15 protein-coding genes are annotated in these 13736 nt (G+C 60.9%); 3 read left to right on the plus strand and 12 right to left on the minus strand.

The genetic code is table 11. The features are described from left to right. Nucleotides 1-59: 59 nt before the first annotated feature. Nucleotides 60-1514, minus strand: coding sequence for a TrkH family potassium uptake protein (locus SPHINGO391_RS09300; protein ID WP_193217244.1), 1455 nt, complete (start codon nucleotides 1512-1514; stop codon nucleotides 60-62). A gap of 64 nt (nucleotides 1515-1578) precedes the next feature. Here SPHINGO391_RS09300 and ilvA point away from each other — a divergent pair, with 64 nt between their 5' ends. Continuing rightward, the gene (gene ilvA, locus SPHINGO391_RS09305) at nucleotides 1579-2853 is read left to right on the plus strand and encodes a threonine ammonia-lyase IlvA (RefSeq protein ID WP_152008574.1); all 1275 of its coding nucleotides are present in this window, start codon (nucleotides 1579-1581) and stop codon (nucleotides 2851-2853) included. A 6-nt stretch (nucleotides 2854-2859) separates the two neighbouring features. Here ilvA and SPHINGO391_RS09310 read toward each other — a convergent pair whose 3' ends face one another. The 3 genes from SPHINGO391_RS09310 to SPHINGO391_RS09320 all read right to left on the minus strand — a co-directional run bounded on the left by SPHINGO391_RS09310 (nucleotide 2860) and on the right by SPHINGO391_RS09320 (nucleotide 6438). After that, complete coding sequence (locus tag SPHINGO391_RS09310) at nucleotides 2860-3846, minus strand: alpha/beta hydrolase (protein WP_152008575.1); 987 nt, start codon at nucleotides 3844-3846, stop codon at nucleotides 2860-2862. Nucleotides 3847-3951: 105 nt separating this feature from the next. Further along, nucleotides 3952-4269 carry a PilZ domain-containing protein gene (locus tag SPHINGO391_RS09315; RefSeq protein WP_152008576.1) on the minus strand — a complete coding sequence of 106 codons (318 nt, stop codon included), beginning with the start codon at nucleotides 4267-4269 and terminating at the stop codon, nucleotides 3952-3954. Between the two features lie 177 nt (nucleotides 4270-4446). Then, nucleotides 4447-6438 carry a bifunctional 2',3'-cyclic-nucleotide 2'-phosphodiesterase/3'-nucleotidase gene (locus tag SPHINGO391_RS09320; protein ID WP_152008577.1) on the minus strand — a complete coding sequence of 664 codons (1992 nt, stop codon included), beginning with the start codon at nucleotides 6436-6438 and terminating at the stop codon, nucleotides 4447-4449. A 230-nt stretch (nucleotides 6439-6668) separates the two neighbouring features. Here SPHINGO391_RS09320 and SPHINGO391_RS09325 point away from each other — a divergent pair, with 230 nt between their 5' ends. After that, nucleotides 6669-6965 carry an HlyU family transcriptional regulator gene (locus SPHINGO391_RS09325; RefSeq protein WP_152008578.1) on the plus strand — a complete coding sequence of 99 codons (297 nt, stop codon included), beginning with the start codon at nucleotides 6669-6671 and terminating at the stop codon, nucleotides 6963-6965. A 135-nt stretch (nucleotides 6966-7100) separates the two neighbouring features. On the opposite strand, the gene SPHINGO391_RS09330 is transcribed toward SPHINGO391_RS09325, so the two are convergent. The 3 genes from SPHINGO391_RS09330 to SPHINGO391_RS09340 form a co-directional block, all read right to left on the minus strand. After that, complete coding sequence (locus SPHINGO391_RS09330) at nucleotides 7101-7463, minus strand: hypothetical protein (protein ID WP_210385778.1); 363 nt, start codon at nucleotides 7461-7463, stop codon at nucleotides 7101-7103. A 119-nt stretch (nucleotides 7464-7582) separates the two neighbouring features. Then, on the minus strand, nucleotides 7583-8329 hold the full coding sequence (locus SPHINGO391_RS09335) for a siderophore-interacting protein (protein WP_152008579.1): 747 nt from the start codon (nucleotides 8327-8329) through the stop codon (nucleotides 7583-7585). 80 nt (nucleotides 8330-8409) lie between these two features. Then, complete coding sequence (locus SPHINGO391_RS09340; protein WP_152008580.1) at nucleotides 8410-8874, minus strand: Lrp/AsnC family transcriptional regulator; 465 nt, start codon at nucleotides 8872-8874, stop codon at nucleotides 8410-8412. A 166-nt stretch (nucleotides 8875-9040) separates the two neighbouring features. Between SPHINGO391_RS09340 and ald the strand changes: the two genes are divergently transcribed. Next, nucleotides 9041-10159 carry an alanine dehydrogenase gene (gene ald / locus SPHINGO391_RS09345; RefSeq protein ID WP_152008581.1) on the plus strand — a complete coding sequence of 373 codons (1119 nt, stop codon included), beginning with the start codon at nucleotides 9041-9043 and terminating at the stop codon, nucleotides 10157-10159. A gap of 70 nt (nucleotides 10160-10229) precedes the next feature. Here ald and SPHINGO391_RS09350 read toward each other — a convergent pair whose 3' ends face one another. The 5 genes from SPHINGO391_RS09350 to SPHINGO391_RS09370 form a co-directional block, all read right to left on the minus strand. Then, nucleotides 10230-10700: a DUF1203 domain-containing protein gene (locus SPHINGO391_RS09350; RefSeq protein WP_152008582.1), complete on the minus strand. Its 471-nt coding sequence runs from the start codon at nucleotides 10698-10700 to the stop codon at nucleotides 10230-10232. Between the two features lie 66 nt (nucleotides 10701-10766). Then, nucleotides 10767-11348, minus strand: a complete 582-nt coding sequence (locus tag SPHINGO391_RS09355) for a GNAT family N-acetyltransferase (RefSeq protein ID WP_152008583.1) — start codon at nucleotides 11346-11348, stop codon at nucleotides 10767-10769. A gap of 1 nt (nucleotide 11349) precedes the next feature. Then, the gene (gene sseA / locus SPHINGO391_RS09360) at nucleotides 11350-12213 is read right to left on the minus strand and encodes a 3-mercaptopyruvate sulfurtransferase (protein ID WP_152008584.1); all 864 of its coding nucleotides are present in this window, start codon (nucleotides 12211-12213) and stop codon (nucleotides 11350-11352) included. Between the two features lie 179 nt (nucleotides 12214-12392). Next, nucleotides 12393-12782: a hypothetical protein gene (locus SPHINGO391_RS09365; protein ID WP_152008585.1), complete on the minus strand. Its 390-nt coding sequence runs from the start codon at nucleotides 12780-12782 to the stop codon at nucleotides 12393-12395. A gap of 224 nt (nucleotides 12783-13006) precedes the next feature. Beyond that, nucleotides 13007-13732, minus strand: coding sequence for an alanyl-tRNA editing protein (locus SPHINGO391_RS09370; protein WP_152008586.1), 726 nt, complete (start codon nucleotides 13730-13732; stop codon nucleotides 13007-13009). Between the last annotated feature and the right edge of the window lie 4 nt (nucleotides 13733-13736).

Genomic DNA, 13736 nt, shown 5'->3' on the forward strand with positions numbered 1-13736 from the left:
ATAAGCAGATTTTGGTTAACCGATGGATAATTTAGCGGCCCTGTAGGTTATCCGATGGTCTACTCGCGCCAGAAAGCGGGAAGCAGCAGGACTAGAACCACCAGAATCTCCAGTCGTCCAAGCAACATCAAGAAGACCAGGATCAGTTTGGCGGGATCACCGAGCGAGCTGAAGTTTCCCGATGGCCCGATGATGGGTCCGATGCCCGGGCCGACATTGGCCAGCGCGGTAATCGAACCTGAAAGTGCGGTTTCGATATCGAGGCCGGTCGCGGCCAGGGCGATCGATCCCAGCGCCCAGATGCCGATATAGGCGCACACGAAGAGAAACACGGTGCGTTGCATGTCGGGTTCGACGGCGACAGAGCCGTAACGCACCGGGCGCACGCTGTTGGGATAGATCAGCCGCATCAGTCCCGACCGGATCGAACTTGCGATGATCACCAGCCGGTAGGCCTTGATGCCGCCCGATGTGGATCCTGAGCAGCCGCCAAGAAAGGTCGCCACCAGCAGGATTGCCACGGTCAGCGGGCCCCACAGCGTGTAGTCGCTGCTGGCGTAGCCGGTGGTGGTAACGACAGAAACCACGTTGAAGGTCGCATGGGTCAGGGCCATGCCGAAGCTCTCGTCATGCGAAAGCCGAAGGCTCAGCGCGATGACAATGGAAAGCACGAGAAGGATGCCGCCATAGGCGAAGATCTGCGGGTCGCGCAGTGCGTCGAGACGGCCGCGTACGGCAAACAGGATCAGCACCGAGAAGGGCAGGCCGGCAATCGCCATGAAGACGGTGCCGGTCCATATCAACCCCGGGGAGGTGAAGGCGCCGAAGGAGGCGTCATGGGTGGAGAACCCGCCGGTGGCCATGGTGGTCATGGCATGGTTGAGAGCGTCGAAATCGCTCATGCCGAGCACCCGGTAGAGAATGGCGCAGGTCAGGGTCAGGCCGATATAGATGGCGAAGAAGGCGCGGACGAAAACCGCGAAGCGGGCGAAGGGCTTTTCGGAGGTGTCGGAGGATTCCATCTTGAAGACAGTGAAGCCGCCGACCTTGAGGTATGGCAGCACCAGCAGGCCAAGGGCGACAATGCCGATCCCGCCGATCCATTGCAGCAGCGAGCGCCAGAGCAGAAGCCCGGGGGGCGCCTTATCGAGCCCGGAGATGACCGTGGCGCCGGTGGTGGTGACGGCGGAGACCGATTCAAACAACGCATCGGCCATGTCGAGCCCGAGCGAGGCAAGATAGAACGGAATGGCGCCGGTGACCGACAGCGTGATCCACAAAAGGTTGACGACGAGAAAGCCGAGGCGCCGCGAGAACGGCGCGTTGATGCCGCGGTTGGCAGCCGCCGATGCCAGGCAGATCGCTCCGACCGCAAATGACGAGACCGCAAAGACCTGCCAGTCCGGATTGCCGAAATAGAAATCGACCGCGGCTGGAGCCAGCATGGCAAGCGACAGATAGAGTCCAGCCATGGACGCAATGAAGATCGCGGATCGGAAAGTGTTGCCGTGCACCCCTTGCCCTCTCGAAAGCCGGTTCAGGTTGGCAACCGGCCGGTTCCCGTGGCATAGACCCGTGATGACCGAAAAACAATCTCCCGATGATTTCCGCCGCTGTGTCGACGGCTCTCTTGCCGAGATGCGGGAGCTGTTTGCGGAAACGCCTCTGCAGCTTAATGATCATCTTTCGGCTCGATTTGGCGCGCGGATCTGGCTCAAGCGGGAGGATCTGTCGCCGGTCAGATCCTACAAGATCCGTGGCGCGTTCAATTTCATCCGCAAGGCGCTTGTTGCCAATCCGGAGCAGAAGCTGTTTGTCTGCGCATCGGCAGGAAACCATGCTCAGGGATTTGCCTATGTCTGCCGGCATTTCGGCCGCAAGGGCGTCGTGTTCATGCCGGTGACGACACCGCAGCAGAAGATCGACAAGACCCGGGTCTTCGGCGGCGAGTTCATCGAGATCCGCCTGACCGGTGACTTTTTCGACGCTTGCTACGATGCGGCGCGGGAGTTCGCGGCAGCCGAAGGCGCGCTGATGGCGCCGCCGTTCGATCACGACGACATCATCGAGGGACAGGCCAGCGTCGGAGCGGAAATCGAAGCGCAGCTGCCCGAGGGCGAAGCGCCGGATCTTGTCGTGCTGCCGGTCGGAGGGGGCGGACTTTCGGCCGGTGTGGCGCGCTATCTGGAGGGCAGGCTCGATGCTGCCCGGTTCCTGCTTGTGGAACCGGAAGGAGCGCCGAGCCTGAAGGAGAGCCTGGCCGCCGGTCTCCGGGTCAAGCTCGGAAAGATCGACAATTTCGTCGACGGCGCTGCGGTGGCGGAAATCGGCGAGCGCAACTTCGAAATCCTGCAACGGTTTCGCGCCGAGCAGGTGCTTACCGTTCCCGAAAACGCGATCTGCCTGACCATGACGAGGATCCTCAATACCGAGGGCATCGTGCTTGAACCGGCCGGCGCGCTTTCAATTGCCGCCCTCGAGGCCATGGATCCGGCAAGCCTGAAGGGCAAGTCGGTCGTGGCAGTGGTCTCGGGCGGCAATTTCGATTTCGACCGGCTGCCCGACGTCAAGGAAAGGGCCATGCGCTATGCGGGCACCAAGAAATATTTCATTCTGCGCCTGCCGCAACGACCGGGGGCGCTGAGGGACCTGCTGACACTGCTGGGGCCGGAAGATGACATTTCCCGGTTCGAATACCTTAAGAAATCGGCACGCAATTTCGGTTCGATCCTGATCGGTATCGAGACCAGCTCGCCCGAAAACTTCCTGCATCTGACAGAGGCTTTTGACGGCGCCGGCCTGAGCTATCAGGACATCACGGACAACGAGATCATTTCGAACCTGATCATTTGAACCATGTCAGAGGCCGGAAATCCATTCCGCCGTTTCAGCAGCCAGTCTTTCTGTGGTGGACGGCGACAGGGCATCGCCGGCGATGACATGGTGGCTCGGATCATCAGAATCCGTGACTTGGATGGTTGTGGCCGGACCGCCCCATCGGGAGGCCTTGTCCCTGACCAGTTCCGGCCGGATGACCTGATCCAGCGGCGAATAGACGAAGAGCGAGGGAAGGGTGATCGTGCCGGGATCCACCGCGTTGGCAAGATCGACCAGGGACGCCATCGGCAGCAAGGCAGCACTGGGGTATTCGTAGGTCCAGAATTGCCGGTGCAGCTCGTTGCGCGGTTCGAAGGCACGGCGTTCCCCGACAATCAATCGCACCAATTGCTCGGCCCAGGGCATGGTCAGCAGGCCCGATCCCGAGGCCTGGATGCCGTAATTGGGGGAAAACTGGACCAGTCCAACGACATCGCGCATCAGGGCCGGTTGCGTAGCCGCCCAGGTGGTGAGCGAGGCTCCGGTGGAGGTGGCCATGACAACGACGCGTTCCCCCAGCCTGCGGCCGATGGCGACGGCTTCTGCAAAATCGTCGACCCAGCCGTGGACTGAGCCTTCGAGCATGGCATCGCCGCCGCGTCCATGGCCCCTGAGACGGGCAAAATAGAGGTTGGCGCCCAGTCTTTGGGCGACCATGTCGGGCAGGGGCCGCAATTCTCCGGGGCTTGCCGAGTAGCCGTGAATATAGACGATGGCCATGGGCGTGCGGGCGCGCGACGCCGGATAGGCCCAGATGATCTGCCGCTCATTGCCGGGGCGCAGATCCTCAAACCTTGCCTCCGCTGAAGCGAGATAGGCATCGAGATCATCGGGCAAGGTGGCTTCATCGAAGCTGACCGTCGTGTCTGCCTGGGGTCTCGGGCCAAGCGCGAAGGCGGCCAGGCCAGCGAGGATCAGCAGGCCAAGGAGATAGAGCACAATGCGCCTCCTCGTAATGGTCTTCGCCATGGGAAAGGTCCTGCCTGCCGGGTCATCGACCGCGTGTCATGTCTAGCTGAGCTGAACTTAGATCGCGGCGTGTTGGTCCGCAAGACAGGCCCTGTGGGTCCGGTGTCAGGCTGGCTGACGATTGTGCAGGAACATCTTGTAGTAGCTTTCGACCTTGGCGCGGTTGTTGGAGGTCAACACCAGGGCTGCGCCGATGCGACCCGCCCTTATCCAGCGGATGGTGCCGACCAGTAGACCCATTTCCTCGGTTTCGACATCGATCTTGTCGCCACGGGCCATGGGAATACCGGCATCAAGCTGAAGGCATATGCCCTGCGGCGACAGGTCGATAACCGCTCCGGTGGTCTTCTGCCCCATGCAGTCGATCCTGGCCTTTACCCTGGTCTTGTCCCGCTTGATGGAGCGGCCGGTCAATCCGGTCATTTCAAAGTTCCCCCTGGCTGACTGACGGTTCAGTCTCGCATTTGCCGGTAATCAAATTGCTAAGGCGCGGATGGAAACTGCCTGTTCGCACAAGCGGGAGGTGCGGGTGCCGAGAGAACGCCGCCGATGGTCGTCCCGGCGCGGTCAACGCCGGGACAGGCAGGCCTTCGAAATGGTTCAGAGCTTGATGCGGTAGAGGGCAAAGCCGTCGGTGCCTTCGCCGGCCGGTTCGATGGAGACGCCTTTGACGTCACCGACGAAGTCTTTCGCCTTGGGGCCCGTCGAGAACAGAACGGTGGCGCCTTCGGCAGGCGCGAAGCTCCAGTTGGCGTCGGCGGAAGGGTTGATGGTGCCTTGCTCTACGATGTAGCGCACGATGACGTCACGGTTGGTGTCGGGCGCCTGGAAGACCACCTTGTCGGGACCGATACCGGGGAAGTTACCGCCGCCGCCGCCACGATAATTGTTGGTGGCAACCACGAATTTCTGTTCCGGATCAACGGGCTGCCCGTTGAAGCTGAGATCCTGAATCCGGTTGGCTCCGGCGTTCTGCAACTCGCCCTTGGGGGTGTATTTGGCGGGCTGGGTGAGGTCGACCCGATAGGTCACGCCGTCAATGACATCGAAATTGTAGGATGGGAAATCGCCGTTGATCAACTCCGCGTCGCTGGCGCCGGGTTCGATCCGGTTGAAGATGCCGGCTGACATTTCCAGCCAGTCCTTGAGCTCGGCGCCGGTGATGACCACCGCCTGAACCGTGTTGGGATAGAGGTAGAGGTCGGCCACGTTCTTGATGGCGATGTCGCCTGCGGGCACATCGGTGTAGTAGTCCGCACCGCCGCGGCCGCCGGCCTTGAAGGGCGCCGCGGCTGAGAGCACCGGCAGATCCTTCCATTCGGTGTCCTTGAGCATGTCGGCGATGTACCAGGTCTGGGCCTGGCTGACGATCTGCACGGACGGGTCGTCGGCGACGAGAGCAAAATAGGAGTGCAGCGGTGCAGAGGTCTTGCCGACCGCGGTGCGGACATAGGCAAGGGTTGCGTCGTGGTCCGCCTGGGTTGCGGCCAGCACTTCCGGCTTGTCGGCAACAAGTGCGTTGACCTTTCTGTCGACGCGCTCGTAGATCGGCCGGGCTTCGGAGCTGTGGCTGACAATCTTCCAGGTGTTTCCGTCGCGCTCCAGCATCAGGTCAATCAGTCCCAGATGCGATCCCCAGAAACCGCCCATGACCGCAGGCTTGCCCGAGACGGTGCCCTTGGCATTGTCGACGCCGGCGAATCCGTCGAATTTCGGGCCGGGGAAATCGAGATGGCTGTGGCCGGTGACAATAGCGTCGATGCCGGGCACAGCGGCGAGCGGGACCGAGGCATTCTCGAGGTTTTCCGCCCATTCCTGCTGGCCGATACCGGAGTGGGACAGAGCAATGACGATGTCGGCACCTTCCTCGCGCATCTGCGGCACCCAGGCTTCGGCCGCCTTGACGATGTCGCGGGTGGCGGCCTTGCCTGTGAGGTGCCGGGCGTCCCAGGTCATGATCTGGGGCGGGACAAAGCCGATGAGGCCGATCCTGATCTTGTGCTCGGCGCCAGCGCCATCCTTGATGGTGCGGTCGAGGATCATGTAGGGCTTGAGGAACAGGTCGTCGTCGCGCGGGTTTTCGGCCAGCGCGCCCTTGGTGAGGTTGGCGCAGACCATGGGGAAATTGGCGCCGCCCAAGACCTTGAACATGAAATCGAGGCCGTAATTGAACTCGTGGTTGCCCAGCGTTCCGCCGTCATAGCCGAGCACGTTCATTGCGGCGATGATCGGGTGAATGTCGCCCTCTTTCATGCCGCGCTCATAGGCAATGTAATCTCCCATCGGATTGCCCTGCAGGAAGTCGCCATTGTCGACAAGGATCGAATTCTGAGCCTCTGCACGGATCTGGTCGATGATCGACGCGGTGCGGGCGAGGCCCATGGTGTCGTTGGGTTTGTCGCCATAATAGTCATAGGCGAAGACATGGACATGAAGGTCGGTGGTCTCCATGATGCGCAGGTGGGCCTGGTTGGCATTCGCCCTTGCTGTGAACGGATGAACCATGACCAGAGCGCCTGTGGCGGCAAGTCCGCCCAGCAGCGAGCGGCGCGAGATCGGGTGCAGCATTTCAAGAAGTTGTTGGTCTTTCATGGACTTTCTCCCTGCAGATGACCTAAAAAGGGTGCATGCGGGTGTTCGGCACGCATTCAAATTGCCGCCTTACGTCATTCATGGCGGCAAGCCATAATGAATGAGTGTGATCCCGGCGTGACACTTGTGCAACCTAATTCAGCGGCAGCGACTGATACGCGGATGGCGAGCGTTGAGGCGGAAAACCGGGTAGTCTGAAGCCGGGCAGTATCGACAGTGAGGAACATGGCATGGCAGGTATTTTGGGCAGCATCCGCAACTTGTTCGGCGGCAAATCCGCATCCAGCCCTCCGGTGGCCGCCAATGAGCCCGAAACCTACAAGGACTGCCAGATCTATGCGGAGCCGATGCCGGAAGGCGGGCAGTGGCGGCTGGCCGGACGGATCGTCAAGGGCGAAGGAGAGGCGGCCAGGGAGCACAAGTTCATCCGCGCTGACATTTTCACCAACCGCGATGAGGTTGAAGCGGCCACTTACCGCAAGGCGCGCCAGATCATAGACGAACAGGGACCGGCGCTGTTCCGGTAATCTGCATGCCGCACCTGTGGCCTGTGGCCGTTTCGTCAACGATTGTTGCCATCGGCGACCATGTTGCCTTCAAACGGAAAAAGGCGCGAAACCGAGGGTTTCGCGCCTTTTGTTGTCGAGCGGATCAGAGAACGGTCAGTCAAAACTGATCTCGTTGTCGCCGAGATAGACATTGCTGGCTTCGCAGATGTCGATCGAATGTGGCTCATCCATGACTTCCGAACCGTCGTCACCCAGCCATCCGGCCTGGAATGTCTGTTCGCAGGACCCCGTTTCAGCGGTGAACTCTGCCGAGGCCGCGGTGCCAGGATCAAGGTCTTCCGACAGCCAGTTAGAACTCCAGCCGCTTCCGTCATTGGTGTAGAAGCCGGTCAGCACATTGGATTCGGTGTCGTTGTGGATGGTGAAAACACCTTCCGAACCCGACTGCGCCCAGGCGCCACTGGCTGCACATATTGCCGCGCAGACGATTGCTGCTCTCAGATTGATCTGTTTCACGCTTGTTTTCCCCCCAGGTCTCTTGCCAGGTCTCTTGGTGATCCCTTGGCAAAGCGTAGCGGTTGGAAATCCTGTGGTCCAGTTAGATATTAGGGGTAAATGTTTGCTGCTGCCCCAATTCAGCCGCTTTGAGCGATGGCATCTTCACGTTTGGCGAGCTTGTGTGTTTCCTCTGTGTTGCCGGCCTTCCAGTAGCTCGAGATGTAGAGATGGCCGGTGCCAAGTCCGCGCTCGGTGCGGAAATAGTCGCGCAGTTGCCGCATGCTTGCAAATTCGCAGGCCGCCCAGACAGAGGGTTGTCCTTCGATCCATTCAACGGATCTGACGCGTTCAATCAGCGGAGCACTGTCATGGCCGGACCGGGGATTGATCACCCACTCGATGGTCAGATGCGGTGGTTTTCGCAGGTCCTGGACATCGGCTTCATCCATGACCTCGATCACGGCAGTTCCAATTGCCGTATCCGGAAGCAATTCGAGATTGCCGGAAATTGCCGGCAGCGCGGTCATATCGCCGACCAGCAGATACCAGTCCGCCTCCGGGTGGACGAGCTTGCGCGGGCCCGGGCCGCCGACCATGATGCTGTCGCCAGCCTGCGCATTCAACGCCCAGAGGGTTGCGGGGCCGCACTCCTCGTGCAGAGCGAAATCGACGTCGATCTCATCTGCACGGTGCGAGCGGACCGTATAAGTACGGACCACTTCGCGTCCGGCTGACGCATCCGGCACTCGGAGCTTGATATAGGCGCTGGCCTGGTCTTCCGGGAAAGCAGCCATGCCGGCTCCGCCCAGCGTGATGCGCAGCATGTTCGGCGTTACCTGCCGCTTGGCGATTACAACGAGTTGTCTTGGTTCGGGCCGTGCCATGTCAGCGCTCCTTGAGTTCAAACTTCGGGAGCCTGTCTAGCAGGTCTTTCGCAAAATAACATGAGTAAAATAGTCATGTATCATGCAAGGCCGACATTGGGGCGGTCGATGACCTCGCGCAGAGCGAAACTCGAATTGATCTTGACCACGTGGGGCAGAGCGGACAGCCAGTCGCGGTGGATGCGCTCATAGTCCTCGAGATCGCGGGCGGCGATGCGCAGGATGTAGTCATACTCGCCGCTCATCAGATAGCAGACCAGAACGTTGGGACAGCGTTTCACAGCGGCCTCGAATTCCGCGAGCGTCTTGGCGAACTGGCCTGAGAGCGAGATGTGCACGATCGCGATCATCCGGTAGTCGAGCGCCTTGTGCGACAACCGTGCGTGATAGCCCTTGATGACGCCGGATTTTTCCAGAATGTCGAGCCGCCGGGAACAGGCCGATGCCGACAGTCCGACACGTTCCGCCAGTGCCGCGTTGGAGATTCGCCCCTCGTTTTGAAGCGTCTTCAAAATGGCAGTATCGATTGCGTCGAGCTCATGCATGTGTGGAATGTCCGAATATCGATGTTGTCTGCGCAAGAATATTCGATCGAGGGGGGAGGGACAAGCTCAGTTTGCAAGGACATTTCGGGGGGGGAATGTTTTTATTGGCCGCATTGAAACCTGACCTGGCGCCTGATGCGCCGGTCAACGCTCGGAGGAGATGTCAATGCGCGTAGGCTGCCCCAAGGAAATCAAGAACCATGAATATCGCGTCGGCCTGACCCCAGGCGCTGTCCGCGAATATGTGGCCCATGGCCACGAGGTCATCATTGAGACCAAGGCGGGCATGGGCATTGGCGAAGACGATGCGGCCTACCAGGCGGCAGGCGCCAAGATCGTCGGCAGCGCCAGGGAAGTCTTCGAGCGCTCCGACATGGTCGTCAAGGTCAAGGAGCCGCAGCCGTCCGAATGGGCACAGCTGCGCGATGGCCAGCTTCTCTACACCTATCTCCACCTGGCTCCGGATCCGGAGCAGACCAAGGGCCTGCTGGCCTCGGGCTGCACCGCCGTTGCCTATGAAACTGTGACCGACGACCGCGGCGGCCTGCCGTTGCTGGCGCCGATGTCGGAGGTGGCCGGTCGCCTGGCCATCCAGGCCGGTGCAACCTCGCTGCAGAAGGCCAATGGCGGCCGCGGCATTCTTCTGGGCGGAGTCCCCGGCGTGCTGCCAGCCAAGATCGCGGTCATCGGCGGCGGCGTGGTTGGCCTGAACTCGGCCAAGATGGCTGTCGGGCTGGGCGCCGACGTGACCATTCTCGACCGTTCGCTGCCGCGCCTGCGCCAGCTGGATGACATTTTCAACGGCCGGGTTCATACCCGCTACTCGACCATCGAGGCGCTGGAAGAGGAAGTGTTCTCGGCCGATGTCGTGGTTGGCGCGGTTCTCATTCCCGGCGCCGCGGCGCCGAAGCTGGTGACCCGCGACATGCTGTCGGGCATGAAGAAGGGCTCGGTGATCGTTGATGTCGCCATTGACCAAGGCGGCTGCTTCGAGACCTCCCACGCCACCACCCATGCTGAACCGACCTACGAGGTCGACGGCGTGATCCATTATTGCGTCGCCAACATGCCCGGTGCGGTGCCGATCACTTCAGCTCATGCGCTCAACAATGCCACGCTGTATTACGGCCTGATGCTGGCCGACAAGGGGCTGAAGGCGATCGCAGAAGACCGTCACCTGCGCGCCGGCCTCAATGTACACAAGGGCCGCATCACCAACCGTCCGGTTGCCGATGCGCTCGGGTACGAACTGGCGGACCTCGATCAGGTCCTCAAGGTCGCCTGACGTAGCATCAGGGGCCATCAGACGTGTATTGAAACACCCGCCGCAAGATACCGGCGGGTGTTTTTTTGAATCAGGCACGCTCGATGCGGCACTGATAGCAATTCATTTGCGATGAACGCATGTGGACATAGGCGACGTCGTCACGCTCAAGCAGGCGCTTGGCAGTCTGCTCGATCTTGTCCGGGGTCACGACCTCCGCTGCGTCATAGTTGATCCAGTCATTGTTCCTGTACCCACGGAGAATGAAGGCGCGTCCATAGGTAAACATGGGTGCCGCATCGTGTGTGTCGGCCGCGCGTTCGCATTCGCGCGCATGCAGGAAAATCGGTCCGGACTCGGCATAGGGCTGAGCCCGGGGAAACGGGCGGTGTGACAGGATCAGGTATTCCTCTCCCTTGGCGACAGGCGAGAGGCAATGCCGGCAGGGAATGGCTCCGCCATCTGATATGGCCCGCTGGGGAATCTGTTGATTGGCATCTTGTCCGCCACGTTGCAGTGCGCGGACTGTCTCTGTTTCGAGGGCAACAAACTTGATGTTCATGACGACGCTCCTTCTGGTGTAGCGTCATCACGTCTATGCAGCGGCCAAAAAGCCCGCCACCCGATTTCAGCCCGGCGTTGCGGAACCCGCCTTCATCAGCGCCAGAATTTCCTCGTCTGCCAGCGGCCTTATGATGGCCTGGTTCTGACTGACCGGCTCGAACCCCATCTTCTGGTAGAGCGGCAGGGCGGCGGGATGATCGAGCGTGTTGGTCGAAACGACAACGCGGGCCGGAGTGGTCGACCACGCGGTTGTCAGCGCCTGGCCGAGCATCCATTCGCCAAGCCCGCGTCTGCGCACATGTTCCATCAGGCCGAAATAGCAGAGTTCGACGGTGGACTCTTCAAGATCGGCCAGTTCGAAGAAACCCGCCGGTGCGCCGTCGACGCTGAGAACGAAAATGCGGCTGGTCTTGGCATGAACGATCTTGGACAGCTGGTCATCTGTCATGCGCAGGCGCGCAACCCAATGCCATTCGCGGCCCACCTGCCACTGCAGATAGCGGTAGAAATGCAACGGGATATCCGTTGCCTTCATCAGGGTTGCGTGCAGGTTGACCGGCAACGGCGTAATCGTGCGCGGCCTGCGCTTCATTTCGAGATGGGTGACGGTCGCCTTGAGCGATTTCGGTTTTGCGGCCTTGGCCATGTCAGGCTTCTCCGGTGGCAATCGGCGTATCGTCACGTCCGCCCCACTCCGACCAGGAGCCATCATAGAGCGTGTTGTCGCGGTGCCCTATGGAGTGAAGGGCCAGAGTGATCACCGCGGCGGTGACGCCGGAACCGCAGGTGGTGACAACGGGCTTGTCGAGCTCGAGCCCCGATCCCTCCAGCACCCGGCGCAACTCACTCAGTGGCTTGAGGCTGCCGCCCTCAGAGAGGTTGGAGAAAGGGACATTGCGCGCACCGGGCATATGGCCGGAACGCATGCCTTCCCGTGGTTCGGGCTCCACCCCGGCAAAACGGCCTGGCCCGCGGGCGTCGGCAATCTGGGAAGACCGGTGTTCGACGATCGACCGCATGGCGGAAAAATCGGTTATCGCGCCGGAAGTGAGAGAAGCATTGAAGTCAGCGGGCGAAGGTCGGGCGTGATCGCCGGTTTCAAGCGGCAGTCCCTGTGCCTTCCAGGCATCGAAGCCGCCGTCCAGCACGTAGGTGTTGGCTGCGCCGAAAATGCGCAACAGCCACCAGACGCGCGGTGCGGTGAACATGCCGGGGCCGTCATAGACGACAATCGTGTCGGTGCCGCTCAGGCCGAGATCGCCGGCGGCGCGTGCGAATGCGTCCGGGTGCGGAATGGTGTGCGGCAGATCGGAGCCCGGAGCCACGATCCTGTCCTGATCGAAGAACACGGCGCCGGGAATGCGTGCGGCCGCGAATTCGGCGGCACCATCGCGATTCTGTGCCGGAAGGTACCATGAGGCGTCAACGATCTTAAGGTCCGCTTCTCCCAGCGATTGCGCCAGCCAATCAAAGGAGACCACAAACGGGCTCCGGTCGGTGGGTTCGGTCATGGTTGTGTCCTTGCAAGCAATGTGGCGGGGAATGCGGCTACCGGAGCCGGATCGACATGCATGTTATGCCATGGCCAAGCACTGTCGCAATGACAGGTGCTGCGCTTGAGCGTGGAAAATCGCAGAAAAGTCCAACCGATCGCCTGGCCTGAAAATCACTCCAGAGCTGGCGAAACGGATCAATAGAGTGAGGAGGGGCGATAGATCTTCGCCTCGTCAAGAACGATTGAACCGGCCAGGTTCCCGGACTGATGAGCGGGGATGTCGCTCTCGTCGTTGACGGCTTTGTCCAGCAAGAGCGCTGTTTCGGCTTCTCTGCCTACTTTGGGTTCTTGCGGAGCGGGACCGCGAGTTCCCTGACTATCGGGGCGAGAGCCCTTGCTCGTGGCGGTCTGGTCGGTTGTCAGAAAGGCCGTGACGCGGTTGGAGAGAACCCGAGACGGTTCTGCTGCAGACAATTCGTTCGGCTTGTGTGCGGGCTGCTTGCTGTCGCTGCCTGCAGCGGGGGCAGGCATGATGCTGGGCACAAGGGCGGAGACGGGATAAGTGCTGCCGAGAATCAAGGACATTCGAGCGCTTTCCGACGCTTGGGGACCTCAGCCGAAGTGGCTGATGCAACCGGATGAACACGCCGCAAGGACAAGCTGCCACGAGACGCACCGCATGTTTTACGCGGCGCGGCTTAATGCATTATCAATTCGATGGTTCAAATTGTTTACAATTGCCGTTATCGCGCCGCATGGCCGCGCCGAAAGGCTTGTTGATAGATCGCCATTGTCCGGCTGAACCGCCGTCAATCGGGCAGCGGGCCGAAGCGGATGCGGAAACGGCGGTTTTCCTTGCCTTTCTTCTCGATCTTGCCGATGTGGATTTCGCCGACTTCCGCGGTTTCACCAACATGGGTGCCGCCGCAGGGCTGGCTGTCAATCGAGGAACCGTCACCGATGCAGACCAGGCGAATGCGCCCCTGACCCCGTGGCGGGCGGACATTCTTGGATTTGACCAGGTCGGGATTGGCTTCAAGATCCTCTTCCGCAATCCACTGATGGAAGACCGGATGGTTGGCGTTGACCAGCTCCATCAGCCTTGCCGTCACCTCGGCCTTGTCGATGGTGTCGGTCATGTCGAAATCGATGCGGCTGTCGGTTTCGCTCACCGCAGCTCCCGTGATCGGGTAGGGGCAGACCACCGACAGCAGATGGCAGGCGGTGTGCATGCGCATCAGATTGTAGCGCCGGTCCCAGTCGATGTGCTGAACCAGCTTCTCGCCCACCGCAGGTGCTGGCTGGCCGGGCGCCGGGATCAGGATGATCTCGGCCTTGGTGTCGCCGGTGACGGTGCCGGCGATCTCGATCCTGTCGCCGTTTTCGCGCTCAAGGAAGCCGGTGTCGCCCGGCTGGCCGCCGGAGGTTGCGTAAAAACAGGTCTGATCGAGCAATATGCCGCCGTCTTCGCGAACCGCAATGACCAGTGCCTCAACGGTTGAGAGATAGGCGTCTTCAAGAAAAAGGGCGGTCATCTGA

Source organism: Hoeflea sp. EC-HK425 (assembly GCF_902498795.1).
Classification (GTDB): Bacteria; Pseudomonadota; Alphaproteobacteria; order Rhizobiales; family Rhizobiaceae; genus Hoeflea; species Hoeflea alexandrii.

Excerpts from the sequence above, each read along its gene's own strand:
- ilvA (WP_152008574.1), top strand. The coding sequence starts at position 1,579 with ATGACCGAAAAACAATCTCCCGATGATTTCCGCCGCTGTGTCGACGGC.
- SPHINGO391_RS09310 (WP_152008575.1), bottom strand. The coding sequence starts at position 3,846 with ATGGCGAAGACCATTACGAGGAGGCGCATTGTGCTCTATCTCCTTGGC.
- SPHINGO391_RS09315 (WP_152008576.1), bottom strand. The coding sequence starts at position 4,269 with ATGACCGGATTGACCGGCCGCTCCATCAAGCGGGACAAGACCAGGGTA.
- SPHINGO391_RS09320 (WP_152008577.1), bottom strand. The coding sequence starts at position 6,438 with ATGAAAGACCAACAACTTCTTGAAATGCTGCACCCGATCTCGCGCCGC.
- SPHINGO391_RS09325 (WP_152008578.1), top strand. The coding sequence starts at position 6,669 with ATGGCAGGTATTTTGGGCAGCATCCGCAACTTGTTCGGCGGCAAATCC.
- SPHINGO391_RS09335 (WP_152008579.1), bottom strand. The coding sequence starts at position 8,329 with ATGGCACGGCCCGAACCAAGACAACTCGTTGTAATCGCCAAGCGGCAG.
- SPHINGO391_RS09340 (WP_152008580.1), bottom strand. The coding sequence starts at position 8,874 with ATGCATGAGCTCGACGCAATCGATACTGCCATTTTGAAGACGCTTCAA.
- ald (WP_152008581.1), top strand. The coding sequence starts at position 9,041 with ATGCGCGTAGGCTGCCCCAAGGAAATCAAGAACCATGAATATCGCGTC.
- SPHINGO391_RS09350 (WP_152008582.1), bottom strand. The coding sequence starts at position 10,700 with ATGAACATCAAGTTTGTTGCCCTCGAAACAGAGACAGTCCGCGCACTG.
- SPHINGO391_RS09355 (WP_152008583.1), bottom strand. The coding sequence starts at position 11,348 with ATGGCCAAGGCCGCAAAACCGAAATCGCTCAAGGCGACCGTCACCCAT.
- sseA (WP_152008584.1), bottom strand. The coding sequence starts at position 12,213 with ATGACCGAACCCACCGACCGGAGCCCGTTTGTGGTCTCCTTTGATTGG.
- SPHINGO391_RS09365 (WP_152008585.1), bottom strand. The coding sequence starts at position 12,782 with ATGTCCTTGATTCTCGGCAGCACTTATCCCGTCTCCGCCCTTGTGCCC.
- SPHINGO391_RS09370 (WP_152008586.1), bottom strand. The coding sequence starts at position 13,732 with ATGACCGCCCTTTTTCTTGAAGACGCCTATCTCTCAACCGTTGAGGCA.